The sequence below is a fragment of the Pantoea sp. B550 genome (assembly GCF_024158165.1).
Taxonomy (GTDB): domain Bacteria; phylum Pseudomonadota; class Gammaproteobacteria; order Enterobacterales; family Enterobacteriaceae; genus Pantoea; species Pantoea alfalfae.
In genome coordinates this window covers 1,861,608-1,882,368 of record NZ_JAMYXI010000003.1, presented here as the reverse complement: position 1 = coordinate 1,882,368, position 20,761 = coordinate 1,861,608, and the positions used below count along the sequence as shown (strand labels likewise).

Below are 20,761 nucleotides of genomic sequence, written 5' to 3'. Positions count from 1 at the left end.
GGAGAGGATACTAAGCCGGCGTGGATTAGCAGAATAAAAAAGCAGGCGCGGTGCCTGCTTTATCCGGTTACTCAGACGTAGAGTGACTGTTCACCCGGCGGTCGGGTTTTGAATCGGCGATGCAGCCAGAGGTATTGTTCCGGTGCGCGCAGAATCTGATTCTCGATCACTTTATTCATATAGGCAGCAGCAGCAGCCTCGTCCGTATGAGGATAATTTTCCAGCATCGGCTCAATGATCAGATGATAGCCATCATTATCTGCATTACGAATCAGCATGATCGGCACCATCGCCGGCTTCGCCAGACGCGACAGCACAAAAGTGCCGTTGGTGGTGGCCGCTTTTTCTACCGCAAACAGCGGCGCAAAGGTGCTGCCTTTCGGGCCGTAATCCTGGTCTGGTGCAAACCAGACCGATTCACCCTGTTTCAGAGCATTAACCATGCCGCGCAGATCGCGGCGGTCGATCATCGCTTTGTTCGAGCGCATCCGGCCTTTGGTCTGCACATATTCCATTGCCTGATTGTTGTGCGGACGGTACATCGCCATCATCGGCTGACAGAGACCGCTGATGCGGCCGCCCAGCTCCAGTGACATGAAATGCACACCAATCAGCATCACACCGCGCTTTTCATTCTGCGCAGCGTGGAGATTATCCATACCTGACACTTTAAACAGACGTTTAACCGCACGGTCAGACCAGAACCAGGCAATACCGGTTTCAGCCAGCGCCATGCCTAACGACGCAAAATTACCGGCGATCATATGTTCTGTTTTTTCTTCACTGATGCCAGGAAAACAGAGCTCAATGTTACGACGGGTGATTCGCTCACGGCGCTGCAGAAAATGGCGGGAAATTTTGCCCGCACCGGCACCGAGACGCATAAGAACAGGATAGGGAAGCTGGACCAGAAGCCAGAGTACACCAAGACCAAACCAGGTAAACCAATAACGCGGATGCAGCAGCGAGCTGCTAAATTTTCCGGTGTTTTTCATTAAAACCTTCATGAGATAAATGGATGCATCGCATAAAGAACACTTCCATAAAGTCTCCAGGCGCTACAGCTGTACTGATTTCGACCAGCACTTTATCAAAAAGTGCCTTCAAAGAAAGGGAAACTACTGACTCTACAGGATTGACCTGTTTCATGGAGCCAGCGTTTCGGGTGCGAAAAAAGGGTTCGCAACAGAAAAAAGATATTAAATTCAGAAGATTAAAAAAGACAGGCCTGATAAGGAAAACGTGACAGACACGCATTACAGAAGAGTCCGGAAATAATTATTTATCCATCTTTACGTAATAATGAGGCCAGCTACATGCTTAGAACACCCTGCACGCTGATGCAGAAGAGAGGTCATTACTCAGAGAATGAACAAAGCGCCATCGCTGACGCCTCATCTCAGACCTGAGGAAAAGATCTTACTCAATATTTTGAATCTGCTCGCGCATCTGTTCAATCAGCACTTTCAGTTCGATAGCAGAAGTGGTGATGTCGGCGTTGATCGACTTCGATGCCAGCGTATTCGATTCACGATTGAACTCCTGCATCATGAAATCGAGCCGACGGCCAACCGCTTCTTTCTTTTTCAGGATGTTGTAGGTTTCTTTAACGTGCGCATCCAGGCGATCCAGCTCTTCGGAGACGTCAACACGCTGCGCCATCATCACCAGTTCCTGCTCCAGGCGATTGTTTTCCAGCTGGACTTCAGCATCTTCCAGTTTGGCGACCAGACGCTCACGCTGCCATTTGATGACTTCAGGCATCTGCGCCCGCACTTTGCTGACTTCCTGCGAAACCCCTTCCAGACGCTGCTCAATCATCGCTTTCAGTGCGGTGCCTTCGCTTTCGCGTGCCGCAATAAAATCATCCAGCGCACTATCCAGCGCCTTCAACAACTGCGTGTTAATGGCATCCAGATCCTGCTCCTGTGCAGACATCACACCGGGCCAGCGCAGGATATCCAGCGGATTAATCGCGCCTTCATCGCTCTGCATTTTCACCCAGTTGGCCGCCTGCACCAGCTGTTTCGCCAGCGTTTCATTGAGCATCAGCTCGCCCTGCGCGCTGGGGTCGGCATCAAAACGCAGGTTGCACTCAATTTTACCGCGCGTCAGACGCTGGCGAATGCGTTCGCGGATAACCGGCTCCAGCCCACGAAACTGTTCCGGCAGACGGATGTAGGTTTCCAGATAACGCTGGTTAACAGAACGCAGCTCCCAGGCGGCGCTGCCCCATTCGCCTTTGGCTTCGCTGCGGGCATAAGCGGTCATACTGCGGATCATAAGCGGTACTCATTTGCGGAAAGATGGGTGAAGTATAGCGAGGCGAGCCACGGCATAACAGGCATAAGCGTCTCACCGGAAAATAACGAACCATTTCCGCTTTCCGCGAGAGCCACTTATGATGACCACTGACCCCTTGTGAGGATGACCGATCTATGTCACGCGTTATTGCCCTTCCTGTTGTGATGGCTCTGTTGCTGGCGGGTTGCCAGACGCGCCATGCGCCGCCCACGAAACCGCAACCCATCTGTGCGGGTGGCGACATGATGATGCAGACCACGCTGTGGTTTGGACTGAGCAAGCCAGATGGCGGCAGGGTGAGTTCACTCGACTGGATGAACTTTGTGGACAATGAGGTCACGCCACGCTTCAAAGCGGGACTGTCGATTTATGACGCTAAAGGGCAATGGCTGGGCGAGAACGGCAAACTGGCACGGGAGAACAGTAAAGCGCTGATGCTGATCCACGGTATCGATCCTGCCACCAATCAGGATATTGAGGCGCTACGCACACTCTATAAGAAACGCTTTGCTCAGGAGTCGGTGATGCGGGTAGATGCACCCGTCTGCGTCGGATTCTAGAATAAACGCGGGCGGCAGCGAGGCCGCCCGCGGAATAGTCAGATAAACAGACCGGCAAAAGCTGCAGAGAGCAGGCTCACCAGCGTGGAGCCATAGACCAGCTTCCAGCCAAACCGGGAAACCACATTCCCCTGTTTTTCGTTCAGGCCTTTTATGGCACCCGCCACAATGCCGATCGAGGCAAAGTTAGCAAAGGAGACCAGGAACACAGACAGAATACCCAGCCCGCGCGCACTCATGCCCGCCGCGACTTTCTGCAGCTCAATCATCGCCACAAACTCATTTGCCACCAGCTTGGTCGCCATGATGCTGGCCGCCTGCAGGGCATCCGCTTTGGGAATGCCGATCAGCCATGCCAGAGGATAGAACAGGTAGCCGAGCAGCTGCTGGAAGCTATAGCCAAAGACCGCCGCAAACACGGCATTCACGGCAGCAATCAGGGCAATAAAGCCAATCAGCATCGCCAGAATGATCATCGCCACTTTGAAACCAGCCAGGATGTACTCGCCCAGCATTTCAAAGAAGCTCTGCTCTTCATGCAGCTTTTCCAGCGCGATAGGCTGCTCATCCTGGCTTTTCATCGGGTTGATGATCGACAGGATAATAAAGGTGCTGAACATGTTAAGCAGCAGTGCGGCAACCACATACTTCGGTTCAATCATCGCCATATAAGCACCGACAATCGACAGCGAAACGGTGGACATAGCGGTCGCTGCCATGGTGTAGAGCCGACGCGGCGGGATATCACCCAGAATCCCTTTATAGGCGATGAAGTTTTCCGACTGACCCAGAATCAGCGTGCTGACGGCGTTAAACGACTCCAGTTTGCCCATGCCATTAATTTTCGACAGCAGCGTCCCGAAAATACGGATCAGCAGCGGCAGGATGCGCCAGTGCTGCAATATGCCGATCAGTGCGGAAATAAAGACAATCGGGCAGAGTACGCCAAGGAAGATAAATGCCAGCCCCTGTTTGCTCATTCCGCCAAACACGAATTCTGTACCCTGTGCGGCAAAGCCCAGCAGCGTCTCAAAGAATCCCGCAAACGAGCCGACCAGCGCCAGCCCCCCGGCAGAGTGAAGGAAGAACCAACCCAGCGCGGCTTCTGCCACAATCAGTTGAACAATAAAGCGCAGGCGAATCTGTTTACGGTCATGACTGACCAGCAGCGCAAGGGCAAAAATCACCACCAGCGCCAGCAGGAAATGAAGAATGGCGGCCATATGTCTTTTTTATCAGAGAGAAAGGAAAGCGCATTTAGCCACAGCTGGCAGGGAATTTCATCTGATGCCTGCGTCAGACCGGCGCAAGAGACAGCGGGCAAGGAAGTCCGTATAATGCGCAGCCAATCATTAGCAAGCCGGAGAATACCCATGCGTCCAGCAGGCCGTAGCGCACAACAGGTGCGTCCAGTCACATTGACCCGCAATTACACCAAACACGCAGAGGGTTCCGTTCTGGTGGAATTCGGCGAAACGAAAGTGCTTTGCACTGCCTCGGTAGACGAAGGGGTTCCGCGTTTCCTCAAAGGCCAGGGCCAGGGTTGGGTAACGGCCGAATATGGCATGCTGCCGCGTTCGACCCACAGTCGTATGACGCGTGAAGCTGCAAAAGGCAAGCAGGGCGGACGTACGCTGGAGATTCAGCGTCTGATCGCCCGTTCACTGCGCGCCGCGGTTGATCTTAAAGCGCTGGGTGAATTTACCATTACGCTCGACTGTGACGTAATTCAGGCCGATGGCGGCACTCGCACCGCCTCAATCACCGGTGCCTGCGTGGCGCTGGCTGATGCGCTGAACAAGCTGGTAGCCAGCGGCAAGCTGAAAGCCAATCCGATGAAGGGCATGGTCGCGGCGATTTCAGTAGGTATCGTTAAAGGCGAAGCGCTGTGCGATCTGGAGTACGTTGAAGACTCAGCCGCAGAAACCGACATGAACGTCGTGATGCTGGAAGATGGTCGCATGATCGAGGTGCAGGGCACTGCCGAGGGCGAACCGTTCAGCCATGAAGAGCTGCTGACGCTACTGGCGCTGGCACGCGGCGGCATTGAGGAATTGATTCAGGCGCAGAAAGCAGCGCTGGAAAATTGATGTAACAGGCGACCTCAGGGTCGCCTTTTCTTTATTTGAGGAGTGAGAAATGAAAGCCTGGCAGCGTCAGTTTATTGAATTCGCCCTGAACAAACAGGTGCTGAAGTTCGGTGAGTTCACTTTGAAGTCAGGGCGTAAAAGTCCCTATTTCTTTAATGCCGGTCTGTTCAACAGCGGACGGGATTTAGCGCTGCTGGGACGCTTCTACGCGCAGGCGCTGGTGGATGGCGCTGTCGACTTCGATCTGCTGTTCGGTCCGGCCTATAAAGGCATTCCGATTGCGACCACCACGGCGGTGGCGCTGGCGGATCATCATGACCGCGATGTGCCTTACTGCTTCAACCGCAAAGAAGCCAAAGATCACGGTGAAGGTGGCCTGCTGGTGGGCAGCCCGCTGCAGGGCAAAGTGATGCTGGTGGACGATGTGATCACGGCAGGCACAGCGATTCGTGAGTCGATGGATATTATCGGCGCGCATAACGCTACCCTGGCAGGCGTGCTGGTGTCGCTTGATCGTCAGGAGCGTGGACGTGGAGAGATGTCGGCGATTCAGGAAGTGGAACGTGATTACGGCTGCAAAGTGACCGCAATTATCACACTGGCCGATCTGATTAGCTGGCTGAAAGAGAAGCCGGAGATGGCCGATCATCTGGCTCAGGTTCGTGCCTATCAGAAAGCATACGGGATTTAACAGAGGCGGGCGCGATGCCCGCCTTCTTTCTATTCTTTACACCAGCTGGACGGCCATCAGCGGCCAGCGAGCTTCAAAGTCTGCGGTAGGACTGAAACGAAACTCAGAACGGACATAGCGCGACAGTAAACCTTCACAGAAAGCCAGCAGCTGGCTTGCCAGTAACGCCTCATCAGCCTGAAAAGCTTCGCCCTCACGCATTTTCCGTTCACGCATCACCTGTCGCAGCTGCACTTCAATCCGCTCAAATAGCTGATTGATACGTCCCTGCAGCCGGTCCTGCTCAAACATGAGCGCATGGCCGGTCAGGATGCGCGTCAGTCCCGGATTACGCTCACCAAATCCCAGAATCAGTTGCACGATCAGACGCAGACGCGTCATGGTCTCTTTTTCATCTTTGAGGATCAGATTGATGCGGGTAATCAGACTGTCTTCGATAAACTCAATCAGGCTATCGAACATGCGTGTCTTACTGGGGAAGTGACGATACAACGCCGCTTCGGAAACGCCTACCGTGGCTGCCAGTTTGGCGGTGGTAATGCGCTGACTGCCATCACCCGACTCCAGCATCTGTGCCAGCGCCTGCAAAATCTCTTCGCGACGGTTTCGCTTCGCGACTTTTTTTTCTGCCATGACCTTAAAGACCCCTGAAATTCACCTAAAAACAGGCAACACCTACGCATCTGCCACGGGAACGCGTCCCATGGCGATGAGGAAAAATAACGGGCGTAAGTGAAAGTCGGTAATGCGGGTTACTGGCGACCTGAATGGCCGAAGCCGCCTTCGCCGCGCAGGCTGGCGTCGAAATCGTCGACCAGGTTAAATTCCGCCTGTACCACCGGTACAAAGACCAGTTGTGCCATGCGATCGCCGGGTTGCAGAGAGAAACTTTCCTGGCCGCGATTCCAGACCGAGACCATCAGCTGTCCCTGATAGTCGGAGTCAATCAGCCCGACCAGGTTGCCCAGCACGATGCCGTGTTTATGGCCAAGACCTGAGCGCGGCAGGATCACAGCGGCCAGATCGGGGTCGGCAATATGAATCGCCAGGCCGGTCGGGACCAGCGTTGTGGTGCCTGGTGCGATGTCGAGAACATCATCAATGCAGGCGCGTAAATCTAACCCAGCGGAACCTGAAGTCGCGTAGGTCGGCAGTGGAAACTCTTTGCCGACGCGCGGGTCCAGGATTTTAACGTCTATTTTTTTCATCATAACGGCTGACAATCTCGTCTATTAATTGTTGGCCAAGGAGAGACTTATCGCTGAGCGGTAAGCGTTTTTCTCCATCCTGCCAAAAAAGGTGAAGAGCATTGGTGTCGCTATTAAATCCCTGTCCGGCTTTAGCGACATCGTTAGCGCAGATCAGGTCCAGATTCTTGCGCACCCGTTTTTGCCGGGCGTATTCTTCCACATTCTGTGTTTCAGCAGCAAATCCAACCACAAATGGCCGGTTTTCCTGAAGTGCGGCGACCCCGGCAACAATATCGGGATTCTTTACCAGGTTCAGCGTGACGTTATCATCGCCGCCCTGTTTCTTGATTTTATCGGTCGCAATATCGGCTGCCCGGTAGTCTGCCACGGCTGCGCTTGCAATGAAAATATGTTGTTTAGCTATCTCGCTCATGACGGCGGCCTGCATCTCCAGCGCGCTGGTAACGTCAACGCGTTGCACACCCGCTGGTGCCGCCAGGCTGACCGGACCACTGACCAGCGTGACCTGTGCGCCGCGTCTGGCAGCGGCAGCGGCAATCGCAAAACCCATTTTGCCGGAGCTGTGATTCGTGATGTAGCGCACCGGATCCAGCGCCTCACGTGTCGGACCGGCGGTTATCATAATGTTGAGATGTTGCAGATCGTTGACGGGTGCAGCCCACTGCACCGCATGGTCAACAATCGCCAGCGGATCAAGCATCCGGCCCGGCCCGACGTCGCCGCAGGCCTGGCTGCCGCTGTCTGGCCCCCAGATCAGCACGCCACGCTCATGCAGCGTCTGCAGATTATGCCGGGTCACCGCCGCACGATACATCTGCTGATTCATAGCGGGCACCACCGCCACGGGTGAGGCCGTCGCTAATACAGCAGTGGTCACCAGATCGTTTGCCATACCGGCAGCTATACGGGCAATCAGGTCGGCAGTGGCCGGTGCCAGTACAATCAGGTCGGCCCACTTTGCCAGTTCAATATGACCCATTGCGGCTTCCGCTGCCGGATCAAGCAGATCGTCAAACACCGGATAGCCGGAGACGGCCTGCAGGCTGAGCGGAGTAATAAAGGCCTTTGCCCCCTCCGTCATCATTACGCGAACATCAGCGCCGCGATCGCGCAGGCGACGTACCAGCTCAGGTGCTTTATAAGCGGCAATACCGCCACTTACGCCAAGAAGAATTTTTTTGCCGGCTAATCCCATCATGATGTTGGCCTCACTAAGCTCTCTGCCGCTCGCGGCGGCGAATGCACGGACTTTATCACAAAAGCGTGGATGCGCCTTTTCACCAACTGCGTTTGCGAGCCGTCTCGAAGATTGATACGCCACTGATAGCGGCATGCTTCAGGATGGGCCACTCTGAGGTTCATCTCAGGGAGAGCAAAGATGAAAATCAAGGGACCACGGGAAAAACTGCAGAAACTGGGCGCGCATTCGCTCAGCGATACCGAACTGCTGGCCATCTTTCTCCGCACTGGCTCGCCGGGGCAGAACGTCCTTGAACTGGCCGGGCAGATGCTGGAGGGATTTGGCTCGCTTTATCAGCTCATGACGTCAGACAAAGCGGCATTTTGCAAAATTAAAGGTGTCGGCGATGCCAAGCTGGCGCAACTGCACGCGATTGCCGAACTGGCGAAGCGCTTTTTCGCCAGTAAGCTGGCGCGCGAAAGCGTGATGGAAAATCCACAAATCACGCGCCAGTATCTGCAAAGTCTGTTAGCCCATCAGGAGCGTGAGATCTTTATGGCACTGTTTCTGGATAATCAGCATCGGGTGCTGCGGGCACAAAATATGTTCTCGGGTTCCATTAACAGCGTGGAAGTTCATCCCCGCGAGATTGTCCGGGAAGCGCTGAAGCTCAATGCCGCCGCCCTGATACTGGCGCATAATCACCCGTCGGGCATGGCGGAGCCGAGCCGTGCAGACCGTGAAGTAACCCATAAAGTCAGCGAAGCCTGTCAGCTACTCGACATCCGTCTGCTCGATCATCTGGTGATTGGTCATGGCGAATATGTCTCCTTTGCGGAGCGGGGATGGCTCTGACAGCGGGAAATTTCACGCCAGGTGGCGGCTTTTTGCCCGATCATTCGGGATCTTTATCTGTTCGGGACTTGAGCACTTGGGCTGAGCGGCGTATACTACGCCACCTTTGAGAATCTCGGGTTTGGCGGTTAGGCCAGCTTAGCGGGTTCCATGGAACTCGCCTGGCGGGCTGCAAGCCTGACGAGGCGGCCAAAACCTAATTTTTAAAGCTCGAGCTGATTTGATTTTTGGAGATATAGACATGTCACGAGTCTGCCAGGTAACTGGAAAGCGTCCGGTAACGGGTAACAACCGTTCCCACGCAATGAACGCGACGAAACGCCGTTTCCTTCCGAACCTGCACTCACACCGTTTTTGGGTTGAGAGCGAGAAGCGCTTCGTTACTCTGCGTGTATCTGTTAAAGGTATGCGCATTATTGATAAAAAGGGCATTGATACGGTTTTATCCGACATGCGTGCCCGTGGTGAGAAGTACTAAGGTACTAAGGAACTGAATCATGGCTAAAGGTATTCGTGAGAAGATCAAGCTGGTTTCCTCTGCTGGTACAGGTCACTTCTATACCACCACGAAGAACAAACGTACTAAACCAGAGAAGCTGGAACTGAAAAAGTTCGATCCGGTTGTACGTCAGCATGTGATCTACAAAGAAGCTAAAATTAAGTAATTTTAGTGTTCTGCTAAAAACCCGGCTCCGGCCGGGTTTTTTGTTTGTGTAAAACGCTGAGGAGAGGGTATGCCAGAGTTGCCAGAGGTTGAGACCAGCCGCCGCGGTATCGAGCCGCATTTGGTTGGTGAAACCATTCTTCACGCCGTGGTGCGTAATTCACGTTTGCGCTGGCCTGTTTCGCAGGAGATCCTGGCGCTGAGCGATCAGCCGGTGCTCAGCGTGCAGCGTCGGGCAAAATATCTGCTGCTGGAACTGCCGCATGGCTGGATCATTATCCACCTTGGCATGTCGGGCAGCCTGCGCGTGCTGTCAGAAGAGCTGCCAGCAGCGAAGCATGACCATGTTGATTTAGTGATGAGCAACGGCAAAGTACTGCGCTACACCGACCCGCGTCGCTTTGGTGCCTGGCTCTGGAGCAGCGATCTGGCGGGCAGCAGCGTGCTGGCACATCTCGGGCCGGAGCCGCTCAGCGAGGCATTTGACGGGGCTTACCTGTTCGATAAGTCACGCGGCAAGCGGACGCTCATCAAGCAATGGCTGATGGATAACAAAGTGGTGGTGGGCGTGGGCAACATTTACGCCAGCGAGTCACTGTTTACCGCCGGGATCCTTCCCGATCGTGCCGCAGTAAGTCTGTCGCAGGCTGAAGCGGAGCTGCTGGTCAACACTATTAAAGCGGTGCTGTTACGTTCAATTGAGCAGGGCGGTACTACGCTGCGTGACTTCTTACAGACCGACGGCAAGCCTGGCTATTTTGCCCAGCAACTGCAGGTTTATGGCCGGGCAGGTGAACCCTGCCGGGCATGCGGTACGCCGATTGTCAGCGGCAGGCATGGGCAGCGCAGCACCTACTGGTGCCCGAGCTGCCAGCATTAAGCCAGTTTAGCCAGCAGTGCCTGATGCACCGGCGCGGGCAGAAAGGCGGAAACATCGCCGCCGTGACGCGCCACCTCTTTGACCAGCGAAGAGGAGATAAACGAGAAGCCTTCAGACGGCATCAGGAAGACACTCTCCAGCGTGGGCAGCAGGTGACGATTCATCTGCGCCAGCTGCATTTCATATTCAAAGTCTGACACCGCACGCAAGCCACGGACCAGCACATTCGCCTGCTGGTCACGGGCGAAATTCGCCATCAGGTCGCTGAAGCCGACCACCTCAACGTTCGGCAGATGGGCAACCACCTGACCGGCCAGCGCCACGCGCTCATCCAGGCTGAACATCGGTTTTTTACTGGGGCTGGCAGCAATGGCCAGAATCAGCTGATCAAACATCTGCGCTGCCCGCGTCACGATGTCGAGATGACCGAGCGTTACAGGATCAAACGTACCGGGATAGATGGCTTTAGTGGTCATACTCGCCCTTTTGCCGAAGCGTGATTCAGCGCCCAGAGGGCTGAATATTTATTGAAGGTATATTGCGCGTTGACTACCGCCAGAATCCAGCCCTGTTTGCCGTCGAGAAAACCGGCACGCAGCAGCAACGTTTTCACAAACGCGCCCAGCGTATGGCTGAACACAGAAAAGAGGCCGCAACGCTTACCGCGCTGATGACGTTCCGTGGCCCAGGCTTCTGCATAGGCCAGTTGCTTACGCTGAAAGGCGATTAAATCGCGGCAGGTCAGATGTTCCAGATCGCCAGGCAACGCCACCACCGGCGCACCGTCACTCTGCAGTGATTCATGCACCAGATTGTCATTGTAACGGAAGGTGCGTGGATAGAGGCGCATCACGCGGTCAGGATACCAGCCACTGTGGCGCATAAAGCGGCCGAGGAACAGATTACTGCGGCCCAGGCTGTAAATCGTGCGGCTGGGTGGGGCGACCAGAACCTGCTCAATCGCGGCGCGCAGTTCGGGTGAAACGCGCTCATCCGCATCGATCATCAGAATCATATCGCCGGTGGCATAGTGCTGCGCACGCTGGCGCTGAATGCCATAGCCTTGCCAGTCATCACTGCGATAGACCTGCGCCCCGGCCTGCGTGGCGATCTCAACAGTGTCGTCACTGCTGCCAGAATCCAGCACAATAATTTCGTCGGCCCAGCTGACTGAGGCCAGACAATCCGGTAGCAGCTCCGCTTCATTTTTGGCGATCATTACCACGGAAAGACGCTGGCGTGCTGACATTAGTGGGCCCGTGGTGGCAGATGCGGTTCGAGTAACTGTAGCAGACGCTGAAGCGCACCCTGGTTCTGGTGCAGTACGTCTACCGCATGGCGTCCGTAATAACGGCGGTAATCATCATCCTGTAACAGGTTGGTGACCTCTTTTTCCAGTGAAATTACGTCGGTGACGGTAATCAGACCCTGGCCTTCCTGCAACTTACTGCAGATATCTTTGAAGTTCCAGATGTGAGGCCCCATCAGCACCGGAAGCGCATGGGCAGCGGGTTCCAGCGGGTTATGTCCGCCCCGCTCAACCAGGCTGCCGCCGACAAACGCCAGATCGGCGATGCCGTAAAGCAGCATCAGTTCACCCATTGAGTCGCCGATGACCACCTGCGTGGAACCCGAAGGGATCTCACCGCTGCTGCGCAGGATAAAGCTGAAGCCGCGTTCCTGCGTCAGTTCGCGCGCATCGTTAAAGCGTTCAGGATGGCGGGGAACCAGAATCAGCAGCAGATCCGGAAACGTCTGCAGCAGGCGACGATGGGTATCCAGCACGATGGCCTCTTCGCCTTCGTGCGTGCTGGTGGCGATCCACACCGGGCGACGCGGCGCCCACTGGCGACGCAGCGTTACCGCTCTGGCGGCCAGCTCTGGCGTCACAGAAATATCAAACTTCAGGCTGCCGGTAATCGCCAGCTGTGAACGTTTCAGGCCCAGACTCAGGAAGCGGTCGCCATCTTCCGTATTCTGTGCCGCAATCAGCGTGATGCTCTGCAACAGCTGGCGCATGAATTTCCCCAGCTTGCGATAGCCTTTGGCGGAGCGGGCCGAGAGGCGGGCATTGGCGATCACCAACGGAATGTTACGCTGGTGCAGAATGCGGATAATATTTGGCCACAGCTCCGTTTCCATGATGATCACCAGCCGTGGATTAACCGTATCCAGAAAACGATTAATCGAACCTGGCAGATCATAAGGCAGATAGACGTGATGCACATCTTTGCCAAAAGCAGATTGCGCCCGCTCAGAGCCGGTCGGCGTCATGGTCGTGACGGTAATCGGCAGGGTGGGGTAACGATGACGCAGTGCGCGCACCAGCGGAATCGCGGCCAGCGTTTCACCCACAGAAACCGAGTGCAGCACAATGCCGTCGGGCTTCACTTTGCCGACACAATAGCCATAGCGTTCTGCCCAGCGTTTGCGATAGGCAGGCGCTTTACGACCGCGCAGCCACAGGCGCAGCCAGATCAGTGGCTGAATGAAGTAGAGCAATGCGGTGTAAATGGTCGTCATAGTTACCGTTACGGCAGGTTCGCGTCTAAAAACAGATTAAAATGAGATGGCGGCATGTTATCAGAAACCCCGCATGCACTCATCCCGGATTGTCAGTTGCTACTCAGTACCTGCTGATAAAGCGAAGTCAGCGCCTGCGCCAGCTGTTGTGGACCATAAGGTTCAATTTTGCGCCGCGCTGCGTCACCCATTCGTGAATCGACAGAAAGCGGCGGTATTGCATTAACCGCCTGATTCAATCCATCGATATCCAGGGCATCACAGACGAAGCCCTCCTGACCAGCGGTAATAAATTCCGCGCCACCGCAACCGGTACTGGTAATTACCGGTAAACCGCAGGCCATTGCCTCCAGCACCACATTCGGAAAGGGATCATAGAGCGTGGGCAGCAGCAGGCCATCCGCCGCGTGATAGAACGGCTGCACATCCTGCTGTACGCCGACAAAGCGCAGGCGGTCCAGGCAGTGAAGCTGGTTTGCCAGCTGCTGGTAACGTTGTAATTGTTTATCCTGACCCACCACAATCAGATAACGATCGCTGGCAGCCAGCGCCTGTATCGCCGCTTTCAGCCCCTTGCGCTCAAAGCCGGAGCCGACATAAATCAGTACGGTAGCGGCATCGGGCAGCGCCAGCTGCTGACGGGTGGCGCGACGTGCAGCTTCCGTGGCGGGCTGGAAACGGCTGGCGTCGATAGCATTATGAATAACGTGGATTTTTCCGGCGTCGAGCGAGAAACAGCGCAGGATATCGCGCTTAACCATCTCTGAATTACAGATCACCGCTTTCAGCGTTGGAGAGTTAAACATCTCCGCTTCCGCCTGCAGAACATAGCGATGGTAAGGACTGAGCACAGCACTCAGCCGTTGCCATGATGAGACGATGCGGGCGCGCTGTTCCAGCCACACGCGATGCACGCCATCACCCGCACGGAAAATGTCACAGCCGGCGATGCGCTCATGGCTTTGTACAATATCGAACTTTTCGCGCTCCCAGCAGGCGCGTGCTGCCCGGGCAAAACCGCGCTCACGTGAGACCCGGCCCAGCTTTGCCGGATTACAGATATGCAGATGCCAGTCTGGATTGGGCGTGCCCTGCCAGCTGCGGGTAATGATGTTGAGATCGAGCCTTTCGCTGCCCAGCGCTTCCAGCGCGCGTGAGATAAAACGTTCAGCACCGCCATCCGGACGATATTTCTGCCGGACAATCGCCAGCCGTAACTTACTCATTCAGGTAGCTCCTCGCTGCCGCGACCACATCCTTTACCGGAATGGCCGAGAGATAACGCTGGTCAGTTTTGGTGTCGATGGAATCGGGTGAGGGCAGCGGGCCATAATCACCCGCCCAGATAACATGATTGTTATCACCCCAGGGCCGCCAGTGCTGCAGCTTGGTCGGACCAAAAAGTGCGATACAGGGTGTTTCAAGCGCGGCAGCCATATGCATTGGCGCAGAGTCGACACCAATAAACAGCCGGGCATGATCGATCAATGCCGCCAGCTGCGGTAGCGTGAACTGACCCGCCAGCGAAACCACGTCAGGCGACGCACAGCGCGCGCGAATGCGGTTAATCATTGCCAGCTCCTGTTTGTCCGGCCCGGCGGTCAGCACCACTTTGCGGCCCGGTTGCGCCAGCTGCTCAAGTGTGGCCGCAACGCTCTCTTCTTCCCAGCATTTAAAGCCCCAGCGCGAAGTCGGCTGCACCACAATATAGGGCGCGGCAATATGATGTTCTGCCAGTCGGGCCAGCACGATTTGCCGATCAGCGTCGCTGTAGTGCATGGAGACACGTGCGCCATCGCTGCTGATGCCGAGGGGGGCCAGCGCCGACATGTTCTGTTCAACGGTATGCAGTTTGCTGTGATTGTGTGTGGGGACCAGCCGGTTGTGACACCAGCGCCACAGGGCGTTATCGCGTTTTTTGAACGCAAAACCGATACGGACGGGTGCCCCGGACAACCGCGTAATCAGGGCCGCGCGCCACTGATCGGCCAGGTTAATCACCAGATCATAATGCGCGTCACGTACGGCGCGAATCAATGCACGCTCATGGCCCAGCTTGCGCCAGGTTCCCTCCTGTTTCCATTTGCGATCGATGACGTGCAAATGGCGGATGGCCGGATGCGCTTCCAGCATCGGACGCGTTTCCTGATAGAGCAATACGTCGATGCTGGCCTGCGGGTAACGCTGACGAAGCGCATTAATGGCGGGCGTTGTGAGCAGCATATCACCATGGTGGCGCAGCTTAATCAGTAATATATTTTTTGGAGAGATGTTTGCTGGAGTCAGGCTGGCCATAAACAAGAGTTCTCAGAATTCAGTGAACCGATTGTAGGGCAAACCCTTTTTAGGATAAAGCCAGCCTCAAAGGTTATTTATCACGCCAGCGATAGAGCCGTGCCAGCCATAACAGCAGCTGATACCACTGCTTAATTCCCCGGGCATTCCGTAGCATGCGCAGGTGCGTCCCGGTCGTGAACAGATCGGCAATGATCGCCTGACGTGCGCGGGCATCAGGCTCACGCCTCACACTGTGACAAACGCTCAGGGCTTCATGGGTTACCTGATAGTGAAACGACGGGTAGATTTTCACGCGGTCACGATAGCGGGTGTTGAGCTCTTCAAGCAGCCGCGCAATCTTCAGGTAGTGACGCTGATATTCAACGTTACGCTCGCCGGTACGTTTGCGGTTGCTGATTGAAGCATCGTGCATATAGTAGCGATAGAGCACTGCTTCAGTATACCGCACGCGTTTTGCCAGCAGCATAAACTCGGTGGTCCAGGGAATATCCTGATGATGCAGGCCCGGCTCAAACTGTAAATGATGCTGCTCAATCAGTTCCCGGCGATAGATGCCCAGCCAGACCACATGCATATAACGATGCGTTTTCAGCGCGGTATTGAGCCAGTCGGCACCGCTCAGTACCGGTGTGCTGCGCAGGCGATCCAGCGGAATCAGCGGTTTTACCCGCTGACTGTGTTTAAAGAACCACTCGGCGTTGCACTGGGCAGCATCCAGATTGTCCGCTTCTGCCATCGTCACCAGCGTCTGATACATATCGGGCTGCATGGTGTCATCTGCATCCGGAAAGGTGACATATTTCCCGTGGGCTATCGCCAGACCAGCGTTACGGGCGCGCGACACGCCGCCGTTTTCCTGATGAATCACACGAATATGAGCGTGCTGCTGTGCATACTGGTCAGCGCGCTCACCTGAGCCATCGGTTGAACCGTCATCGACAATGATGATCTCCAGCGAGGTCAGCGTCTGCGCCAGCAGTGACTGCATGAACTCATCAAACATGCTGCCCGCATTGAACATCGGCGTAATGATACTCAGCAAAGGAGAAGTACTCATCACGCTATCTGCACCCGCGTTGAATCCATTGCGAAAGGGCGTTGCCTCGTCATAAATCATTTCCAAATCAGCAGAGTGGAATCAGGAAGTTCACGATTATAAGACGGTGTGGCTTTCCTGCTTTACTAAAAACCACGTCCGCCAGTAATAATGCGATATAGGCGCTTTTTTTACGCAACGTGGTCGTGCAGGTAAACAGATTATTATGTCGGCCTGCTGTCAGCGTCGTTATTACAGAGGTCATGGCAAACAGCCAGCGGGATAAATGACGGGAAAGTCAGGCGCTGAAATAACAGCGCCCGCATCAATCTGATAAACCTGAGCGCGCTACTGCTCGCTCTTTTTAAAAAACTTGAGACTGACATACTTCATCATCCAGTTCAGGCTTTCGCCATACTGTTTCTGATGCCATTTTACGCGGGCGAATCGCTTCATCTCTTTATAATGTTTTGGCGTATCAAGCGGTTGTGAAGCCCAGGGTGAGCGCTGGTAATAGCTATAGTAGCGCTCGGAAAGATCGCTGCCAGCCCATGCATGCCAGGGTTTGCATTTACCGGTGTAGTGAATCATCACCGTCTCTTCAGGCACGCCCGAGTGATCCCAGACTTTATTGGCGATGATGTCGTAAATATGGTTATAGCGGTCCGGCAGGATCAGAATCTCACTCTCCAGCACAATATTCAGCGCATCCTGATCCGGGAAACCAAACGCTGCGCCTCGCGTCACCAGCACGTCGGTAATGCGCGCGGTGGTCTGCCTTTCGAGCCAGCGTGGAATATTGATCAGCATAAAGCCGGAGTTAAAATAGTGGTGATGCTTCAGTCCCAGCCTTGCGCACTGGTTCTGCCGCGCCCGTGGTGTGTCGTTACAGGCCGCCAGCGTATAATCCGTGATATCCAGGGCGAACAGAGGAGAGTAATCGCCCACCACCAGGGTATCCGCATCAATATAGATCACCCGATCGCTATAGCTTGCCACAGTTTCAGGGATCAGAAAGCGGTAGTGGATGCTTTTAGGATAGCGGCCCACAGCAGGCAACTGATCAACCCAGGCACGGTTAAAGATATGCAGCGTGATCGCCAGACGATGGCCCGTGGCCAGCGATCGCAGTTTTTCCACATCCTCTTCGCAAAGCGAGTCTGAAAAAACATGAGCGTGGAAAGCGGTATCAGGATGATGGCTGAGAAGTGAAAACAACGTAATGCCCAGGCCACGCGCGTAGGCGTAGTTGATGCCAAACGCAACATGAACCGGATTATCATCCGTGTCAGCAAGCGTGTTAACCAGCAGCTGACTTTGCTGAACGGCCTCAGCAAGAGGGGTAATTGCCATTACGCTTCACTATTCCAGATTATGAGTAATAAACGTTTGTATTCTAGTCAGTTTATCGTGATCCAGCCCGAATAATTTTTCAGCAGGCTGATCAAACTGAAAACGGGTGGCAAAAACGAACGTCGACGCAGCAATATTATCCGGTCCGATAAACAAAACGTTATTGACCGGACGCTGTTCCCGGACTTCACACGGGCCATAAAGCATGATCACCGGTATCTGCTGCGCATCCGCAATATAAGCATTGCCAGAGTCAGAGGAGATGTAGAAATCCATCTGTGCAATGGCCCACGGAACCTCTTCCAGTTTTAGCTCACCAATCAGACTGACGATATTCTCTTTCGGGCCGGTCAGGCTCAGTAACTCATCCAGCCACGGCTGCTCAGCCGGTGGGCCAAACACATAAAAGGTGCAGGGCAGGTCAGCCAGCGACGCCATCAGCTGCTGCCAGATGCTGGCAGGAATGGTTTTAGCCCGATTACCGGCAGAAATACTGATGCCAATTTTAATGCCGCTGCGCGGATTAAGCAGCGCGGCGGGCGGCGCAGGCGGCTGCCAGAGCGGTGAGGTCGCATGCTTGGGGAAATCGGTGTAGCGGTAGTCCCGATTAATCAGCTTCAGGTAGCTGTCGAGCGTTAAATCCGTTTTGATGTGGTCGACAATACCGCTGGCGCTGCGATAGAAGGTCTTATGGTAGGACTTACGCACATAGGTGCGCAGAAACTGCTTGTTCGGTGCGTTGCATAACGCGGCAAAGAACAGGTTTACGCTGTTTGGCTGCACCAGATAGACGTTGTCATAGCGATTCATCAGCGTGAACGCGAGCTTCAGTTTGGCAAAAAAGCTGCGCTTCGCCTCTTCAATCAGGAAATAGCGGCTGACCGTGTCATCGTGACGCGCCAGCGGCTCCACTGCTTTGCTGATCAGCAGCTCAGACTGACCCAGCGCACGCAGCATCGGGGTGATATTGATGAAATCACCAATCTTCGCCGTCTGAATGATCAGGCTGCGTCCCGTTGGCCGATAAAACAGCCGCATTATGGCCCGGAAAGGCAGCAACAGCAGGTAGATCAGCACATAGTTCATGGCATGTTTTCCGTAATAACGGCACGCAGTTTCTCTGCCACCGTGTCAGCAGTCAGCTCCGCCAGATTATGATTCGGGGCGCTCAGTGCCTGTTGGTTCTGCCCGTAACCGCCAATCAATCCGGGATCGGTCGGACCATACAGCGTGAGATTGGGGCGATCCAGTGCCGCCGTCAGATGGCTTAATCCGGTATCCACTGAGACCACCGCCTGTGCGCCCGCCAGCTGTTGTGCTATCGCTTCCAGCGTCAGCTTAGGCAGTACATCGACATGCTCAAATCCTTCTGCAAGGCGCTGCGCACGCTGATGCTCATGTTCAGCCCCCCAGGGCAATTTCACCCGCAGCCCGCTGGGCTGCATCTGCTCAATCAGCTCTCGCCAGTGTGATTCCGGCCAGTGCTTGTTGTCACGCGTCGTGGCATGCAGAAAGACCAGGTAATGATGTGCGTCAGCGGGCAGATGATGCAGAAAGTGTCCGGCAATCGCGTAGTCACCCTGGTTTTGCGGTTTTTCATAGCCCAGGCTTTTAGCGAACAGTTCGCGCGTCCGCTCAACCGCATGTTGGTGCTTACTGATTTCATGGCGGACGTCATACCACCAGCTGGCAAACGGCTCACGCGCGCTGCGGCTGTCCTGCCCGTGCTTCACCCCTTTCGATAAGCGGGTAACCAGTGCGGCACTTTTGATTAGCCCCTGCGCATCAATGACGACGTCGTACTCACGCGACTGTAACGCGCGCTTAAACAGCACACGCTCTTCACGCTGCTGACTGCCAAACCAGTGTTTGCGCCAGCGGCGGATTGCGACCGGTAGCACTTTATCGACCGCAGGATGCCAGCCAGGGATCTGCGCGAAGTTCTCTTCCACCACCCAGTCGAAACGGATGCCGGGGATAGCATGCATCGCATCGGTCAGTGCCGGCAGTGAATGCAGCACATCACCCATTGAAGAGGTTTTAACAATCAGGACGTGCATGGCACCTCCTGTGGCGCGAGCAGTTCGCTCAGCGTCTGATGTACGCGCTCAGGCTGAATATCGATCAGGCTCTGGTGATAGCCCTGTCCGGCATCGCCTTTTCGCACTTTGTGATAGCCGGTAATCAGGCGAATAATACGTGCCTGACGCGCCAGCGGCGGCGTAAAGTCAGGGCTGCTCGGCCCATAGAGTGCCACCAGCGGACGGTCCAGCGCCGCAGCGATATGCATCAGGCCGGAGTCGTTGCTGACCACGGCGCGGCATTGCGCCAGCAGAATCACTGCCTGTTCCAGCTGAGTTTCACCGGCCAGATTACGACAGTGGCCACGCGCCTCTTCGGGCAGCGTAGCAATAATCTCGTCGCCGGTCGGGCGATCTTTGGCGGAGCCAAACAGCACAATCTGGAAGCCGTCAGCAATCAGCTGACGGGCCAGCGTGGCGTAGTGATAGTGCGGCCAGCGCTTGGCGGGGCCAAATTCAGCGCCCGGACAAAAACCGATGATCGGACGGGTCGCCGCGAGCTGAAACTGTGCGGCGGTCTCAATCTTTTCCTGCTCTTCAACCTGCAGTTTTGGCCACAACAGCGGCTGTGGCAGCTGCGCCGCCGAGGCAACAGGGGTGTCATAGCCCAGCGCAACGTAGCGCTCAACCATGAGTGGAAACGCGGCTTTATCCAGCACCCGCAAATCGTTCAGCAGGCCATAGCGCATTTCACCGCGCCAGCCGACGCGGCGTTTTATTCCGGCAAAGAAGGGGACCAGTGCCGACTTAAAGGAGTTAGGCAGCACATAAGCACGGTCGTAGTGACTGGCGCGCAGTACTTTTCCCAGCCGGCGACGCTCACCAATCTCCAGTGCGCCATGCCCGAGCGGCATCGCCAGCGCCTGATTTACCTCCGGCATGCGTGACAGTAATGGACGGCACCACGCGGGTGCCATCACATCAATCACTGCATCCGGATGTTCGGCCTTGAGTGTGCGATAGAGACTTTGCGACATCATCATATCGCCGACCCACGACGGGCCGATTACCAGAATTTTCATCGCCGGAGCAGCT

At 55.3% G+C, this 20,761-nt stretch carries 23 protein-coding genes; 7 read left to right on the top strand and 16 right to left on the bottom strand.

Features of this window, described 5'->3' with window-relative positions; translation table 11 throughout:
* Positions 1-71: 71 nt before the first annotated feature.
* On the bottom strand, positions 72-995 hold the full coding sequence (gene lpxP / locus NIM72_RS11920) for a kdo(2)-lipid IV(A) palmitoleoyltransferase (RefSeq protein WP_033734527.1): 924 nt from the start codon (positions 993-995) through the stop codon (positions 72-74).
* 424 nt (positions 996-1,419) lie between these two features.
* Positions 1,420-2,283: a YicC/YloC family endoribonuclease gene (locus NIM72_RS11915; protein WP_161732937.1), complete on the bottom strand. Its 864-nt coding sequence runs from the start codon at positions 2,281-2,283 to the stop codon at positions 1,420-1,422.
* A 155-nt stretch (positions 2,284-2,438) separates the two neighbouring features.
* On the opposite strand from NIM72_RS11915, the gene NIM72_RS11910 reads away from it, so the two are divergent.
* Entirely contained in the window at positions 2,439-2,864 is a 426-nt protein-coding gene (locus NIM72_RS11910; RefSeq protein ID WP_161732939.1) for a DUF3574 domain-containing protein, read from the top strand.
* 38 nt (positions 2,865-2,902) lie between these two features.
* On the opposite strand, the gene NIM72_RS11905 is transcribed toward NIM72_RS11910, so the two are convergent.
* Positions 2,903-4,087, bottom strand: a complete 1,185-nt coding sequence (locus NIM72_RS11905; protein ID WP_253420513.1) for a NupC/NupG family nucleoside CNT transporter — start codon at positions 4,085-4,087, stop codon at positions 2,903-2,905.
* Positions 4,088-4,237: 150 nt separating this feature from the next.
* Here NIM72_RS11905 and rph point away from each other — a divergent pair, with 150 nt between their 5' ends.
* Complete coding sequence (rph, locus tag NIM72_RS11900; protein WP_253420510.1) at positions 4,238-4,954, top strand: ribonuclease PH; 717 nt, start codon at positions 4,238-4,240, stop codon at positions 4,952-4,954.
* Between the two features lie 49 nt (positions 4,955-5,003).
* Positions 5,004-5,645: an orotate phosphoribosyltransferase gene (pyrE, locus tag NIM72_RS11895; protein WP_253420506.1), complete on the top strand. Its 642-nt coding sequence runs from the start codon at positions 5,004-5,006 to the stop codon at positions 5,643-5,645.
* A 36-nt stretch (positions 5,646-5,681) separates the two neighbouring features.
* Here the strand turns inward: pyrE and slmA are convergent, their stop codons facing one another.
* The 3 genes from slmA to coaBC form a co-directional block, all read right to left on the bottom strand.
* Positions 5,682-6,278, bottom strand: a complete 597-nt coding sequence (gene slmA / locus NIM72_RS11890) for a nucleoid occlusion factor SlmA (RefSeq protein WP_253420503.1) — start codon at positions 6,276-6,278, stop codon at positions 5,682-5,684.
* A gap of 119 nt (positions 6,279-6,397) precedes the next feature.
* Complete coding sequence (gene dut / locus NIM72_RS11885; RefSeq protein ID WP_161732941.1) at positions 6,398-6,856, bottom strand: dUTP diphosphatase; 459 nt, start codon at positions 6,854-6,856, stop codon at positions 6,398-6,400.
* A complete protein-coding gene (gene coaBC, locus NIM72_RS11880; protein WP_222924828.1) occupies positions 6,834-8,054 on the bottom strand; it encodes a bifunctional phosphopantothenoylcysteine decarboxylase/phosphopantothenate--cysteine ligase CoaBC in 1,221 nt (406 codons plus the stop codon). The genes dut and coaBC overlap by 23 nt, the downstream gene beginning before the upstream one ends.
* Positions 8,055-8,234: 180 nt before the next feature.
* Here coaBC and radC point away from each other — a divergent pair, with 180 nt between their 5' ends.
* The 4 genes from radC (at position 8,235) to mutM (ending at position 10,435) form a co-directional block, all read left to right on the top strand.
* On the top strand, positions 8,235-8,891 hold the full coding sequence (radC, locus tag NIM72_RS11875; protein WP_161732945.1) for a DNA repair protein RadC: 657 nt from the start codon (positions 8,235-8,237) through the stop codon (positions 8,889-8,891).
* Between the two features lie 241 nt (positions 8,892-9,132).
* Positions 9,133-9,369, top strand: a complete 237-nt coding sequence (gene rpmB / locus NIM72_RS11870; protein ID WP_013359508.1) for a 50S ribosomal protein L28 — start codon at positions 9,133-9,135, stop codon at positions 9,367-9,369.
* 19 nt (positions 9,370-9,388) lie between these two features.
* The gene (rpmG, locus tag NIM72_RS11865; RefSeq protein WP_001051798.1) at positions 9,389-9,556 is read left to right on the top strand and encodes a 50S ribosomal protein L33; all 168 of its coding nucleotides are present in this window, start codon (positions 9,389-9,391) and stop codon (positions 9,554-9,556) included.
* Between the two features lie 69 nt (positions 9,557-9,625).
* A complete protein-coding gene (gene mutM / locus NIM72_RS11860) occupies positions 9,626-10,435 on the top strand; it encodes a bifunctional DNA-formamidopyrimidine glycosylase/DNA-(apurinic or apyrimidinic site) lyase (RefSeq protein WP_161732947.1) in 810 nt (269 codons plus the stop codon).
* Here the strand turns inward: mutM and coaD are convergent.
* The 10 genes from coaD to rfaF form a co-directional block, all read right to left on the bottom strand.
* Positions 10,432-10,911, bottom strand: coding sequence for a pantetheine-phosphate adenylyltransferase (gene coaD, locus NIM72_RS11855; protein ID WP_161732949.1), 480 nt, complete (start codon positions 10,909-10,911; stop codon positions 10,432-10,434). The two genes, mutM and coaD, sit on opposite strands and share 4 nt — an antisense overlap.
* Positions 10,908-11,684: a glycosyltransferase family 2 protein gene (locus NIM72_RS11850; protein WP_253420500.1), complete on the bottom strand. Its 777-nt coding sequence runs from the start codon at positions 11,682-11,684 to the stop codon at positions 10,908-10,910. Before NIM72_RS11850 ends, coaD begins: the two co-directional genes overlap by 4 nt.
* The gene (gene waaA, locus NIM72_RS11845) at positions 11,684-12,958 is read right to left on the bottom strand and encodes a lipid IV(A) 3-deoxy-D-manno-octulosonic acid transferase (RefSeq protein WP_013359504.1); all 1,275 of its coding nucleotides are present in this window, start codon (positions 12,956-12,958) and stop codon (positions 11,684-11,686) included. The genes NIM72_RS11850 and waaA overlap by 1 nt, the downstream gene beginning before the upstream one ends.
* Positions 12,959-13,050: 92 nt before the next feature.
* Positions 13,051-14,184, bottom strand: coding sequence for a glycosyltransferase family 4 protein (locus NIM72_RS11840; protein WP_222924830.1), 1,134 nt, complete (start codon positions 14,182-14,184; stop codon positions 13,051-13,053).
* Positions 14,177-15,253 (bottom strand): putative lipopolysaccharide heptosyltransferase III, encoded by a 1,077-nt coding sequence (gene rfaQ, locus NIM72_RS11835; RefSeq protein ID WP_161732955.1) that lies wholly within the window; start codon positions 15,251-15,253, stop codon positions 14,177-14,179. Before rfaQ ends, NIM72_RS11840 begins: the two co-directional genes overlap by 8 nt.
* A gap of 73 nt (positions 15,254-15,326) precedes the next feature.
* Positions 15,327-16,373 carry a glycosyltransferase gene (locus NIM72_RS11830; protein WP_256497635.1) on the bottom strand — a complete coding sequence of 349 codons (1,047 nt, stop codon included), beginning with the start codon at positions 16,371-16,373 and terminating at the stop codon, positions 15,327-15,329.
* 267 nt (positions 16,374-16,640) lie between these two features.
* Complete coding sequence (locus tag NIM72_RS11825; RefSeq protein ID WP_161732959.1) at positions 16,641-17,645, bottom strand: glycosyltransferase family 8 protein; 1,005 nt, start codon at positions 17,643-17,645, stop codon at positions 16,641-16,643.
* A 9-nt stretch (positions 17,646-17,654) separates the two neighbouring features.
* Positions 17,655-18,731: a glycosyltransferase family 9 protein gene (locus NIM72_RS11820; RefSeq protein ID WP_253420497.1), complete on the bottom strand. Its 1,077-nt coding sequence runs from the start codon at positions 18,729-18,731 to the stop codon at positions 17,655-17,657.
* Complete coding sequence (gene rfaC / locus NIM72_RS11815; protein ID WP_161732963.1) at positions 18,728-19,705, bottom strand: lipopolysaccharide heptosyltransferase RfaC; 978 nt, start codon at positions 19,703-19,705, stop codon at positions 18,728-18,730. The genes NIM72_RS11820 and rfaC overlap by 4 nt, the downstream gene beginning before the upstream one ends.
* The gene (gene rfaF, locus NIM72_RS11810) at positions 19,693-20,748 is read right to left on the bottom strand and encodes an ADP-heptose--LPS heptosyltransferase RfaF (RefSeq protein WP_222924832.1); all 1,056 of its coding nucleotides are present in this window, start codon (positions 20,746-20,748) and stop codon (positions 19,693-19,695) included. Before rfaF ends, rfaC begins: the two co-directional genes overlap by 13 nt.
* Between the last annotated feature and the right edge of the window lie 13 nt (positions 20,749-20,761).

Coding starts and splice junctions, on each gene's coding strand:
- slmA (WP_253420503.1), bottom strand. CDS start 6,278: ATGGCAGAAAAAAAAGTCGCGAAGCGAAACCGTCGCGAAGAGATTTTG.
- rph (WP_253420510.1), top strand. CDS start 4,238: ATGCGTCCAGCAGGCCGTAGCGCACAACAGGTGCGTCCAGTCACATTG.
- NIM72_RS11820 (WP_253420497.1), bottom strand. CDS start 18,731: ATGAACTATGTGCTGATCTACCTGCTGTTGCTGCCTTTCCGGGCCATA.
- radC (WP_161732945.1), top strand. CDS start 8,235: ATGAAAATCAAGGGACCACGGGAAAAACTGCAGAAACTGGGCGCGCAT.
- pyrE (WP_253420506.1), top strand. CDS start 5,004: ATGAAAGCCTGGCAGCGTCAGTTTATTGAATTCGCCCTGAACAAACAG.
- NIM72_RS11915 (WP_161732937.1), bottom strand. CDS start 2,283: ATGATCCGCAGTATGACCGCTTATGCCCGCAGCGAAGCCAAAGGCGAA.
- rfaF (WP_222924832.1), bottom strand. CDS start 20,748: ATGAAAATTCTGGTAATCGGCCCGTCGTGGGTCGGCGATATGATGATG.
- NIM72_RS11825 (WP_161732959.1), bottom strand. CDS start 17,645: ATGGCAATTACCCCTCTTGCTGAGGCCGTTCAGCAAAGTCAGCTGCTG.
- waaA (WP_013359504.1), bottom strand. CDS start 12,958: ATGACGACCATTTACACCGCATTGCTCTACTTCATTCAGCCACTGATC.
- rfaC (WP_161732963.1), bottom strand. CDS start 19,705: ATGCACGTCCTGATTGTTAAAACCTCTTCAATGGGTGATGTGCTGCAT.
- NIM72_RS11850 (WP_253420500.1), bottom strand. CDS start 11,684: ATGTCAGCACGCCAGCGTCTTTCCGTGGTAATGATCGCCAAAAATGAA.
- NIM72_RS11910 (WP_161732939.1), top strand. CDS start 2,439: ATGTCACGCGTTATTGCCCTTCCTGTTGTGATGGCTCTGTTGCTGGCG.
- NIM72_RS11830 (WP_256497635.1), bottom strand. CDS start 16,373: ATGATTTATGACGAGGCAACGCCCTTTCGCAATGGATTCAACGCGGGT.
- NIM72_RS11840 (WP_222924830.1), bottom strand. CDS start 14,184: ATGAGTAAGTTACGGCTGGCGATTGTCCGGCAGAAATATCGTCCGGAT.
- dut (WP_161732941.1), bottom strand. CDS start 6,856: ATGATGAAAAAAATAGACGTTAAAATCCTGGACCCGCGCGTCGGCAAA.
- mutM (WP_161732947.1), top strand. CDS start 9,626: ATGCCAGAGTTGCCAGAGGTTGAGACCAGCCGCCGCGGTATCGAGCCG.
- rpmG (WP_001051798.1), top strand. CDS start 9,389: ATGGCTAAAGGTATTCGTGAGAAGATCAAGCTGGTTTCCTCTGCTGGT.
- lpxP (WP_033734527.1), bottom strand. CDS start 995: ATGAAAAACACCGGAAAATTTAGCAGCTCGCTGCTGCATCCGCGTTAT.
- coaBC (WP_222924828.1), bottom strand. CDS start 8,054: ATGATGGGATTAGCCGGCAAAAAAATTCTTCTTGGCGTAAGTGGCGGT.
- rpmB (WP_013359508.1), top strand. CDS start 9,133: ATGTCACGAGTCTGCCAGGTAACTGGAAAGCGTCCGGTAACGGGTAAC.
- NIM72_RS11905 (WP_253420513.1), bottom strand. CDS start 4,087: ATGGCCGCCATTCTTCATTTCCTGCTGGCGCTGGTGGTGATTTTTGCC.
- coaD (WP_161732949.1), bottom strand. CDS start 10,911: ATGACCACTAAAGCCATCTATCCCGGTACGTTTGATCCTGTAACGCTC.
- rfaQ (WP_161732955.1), bottom strand. CDS start 15,253: ATGGCCAGCCTGACTCCAGCAAACATCTCTCCAAAAAATATATTACTG.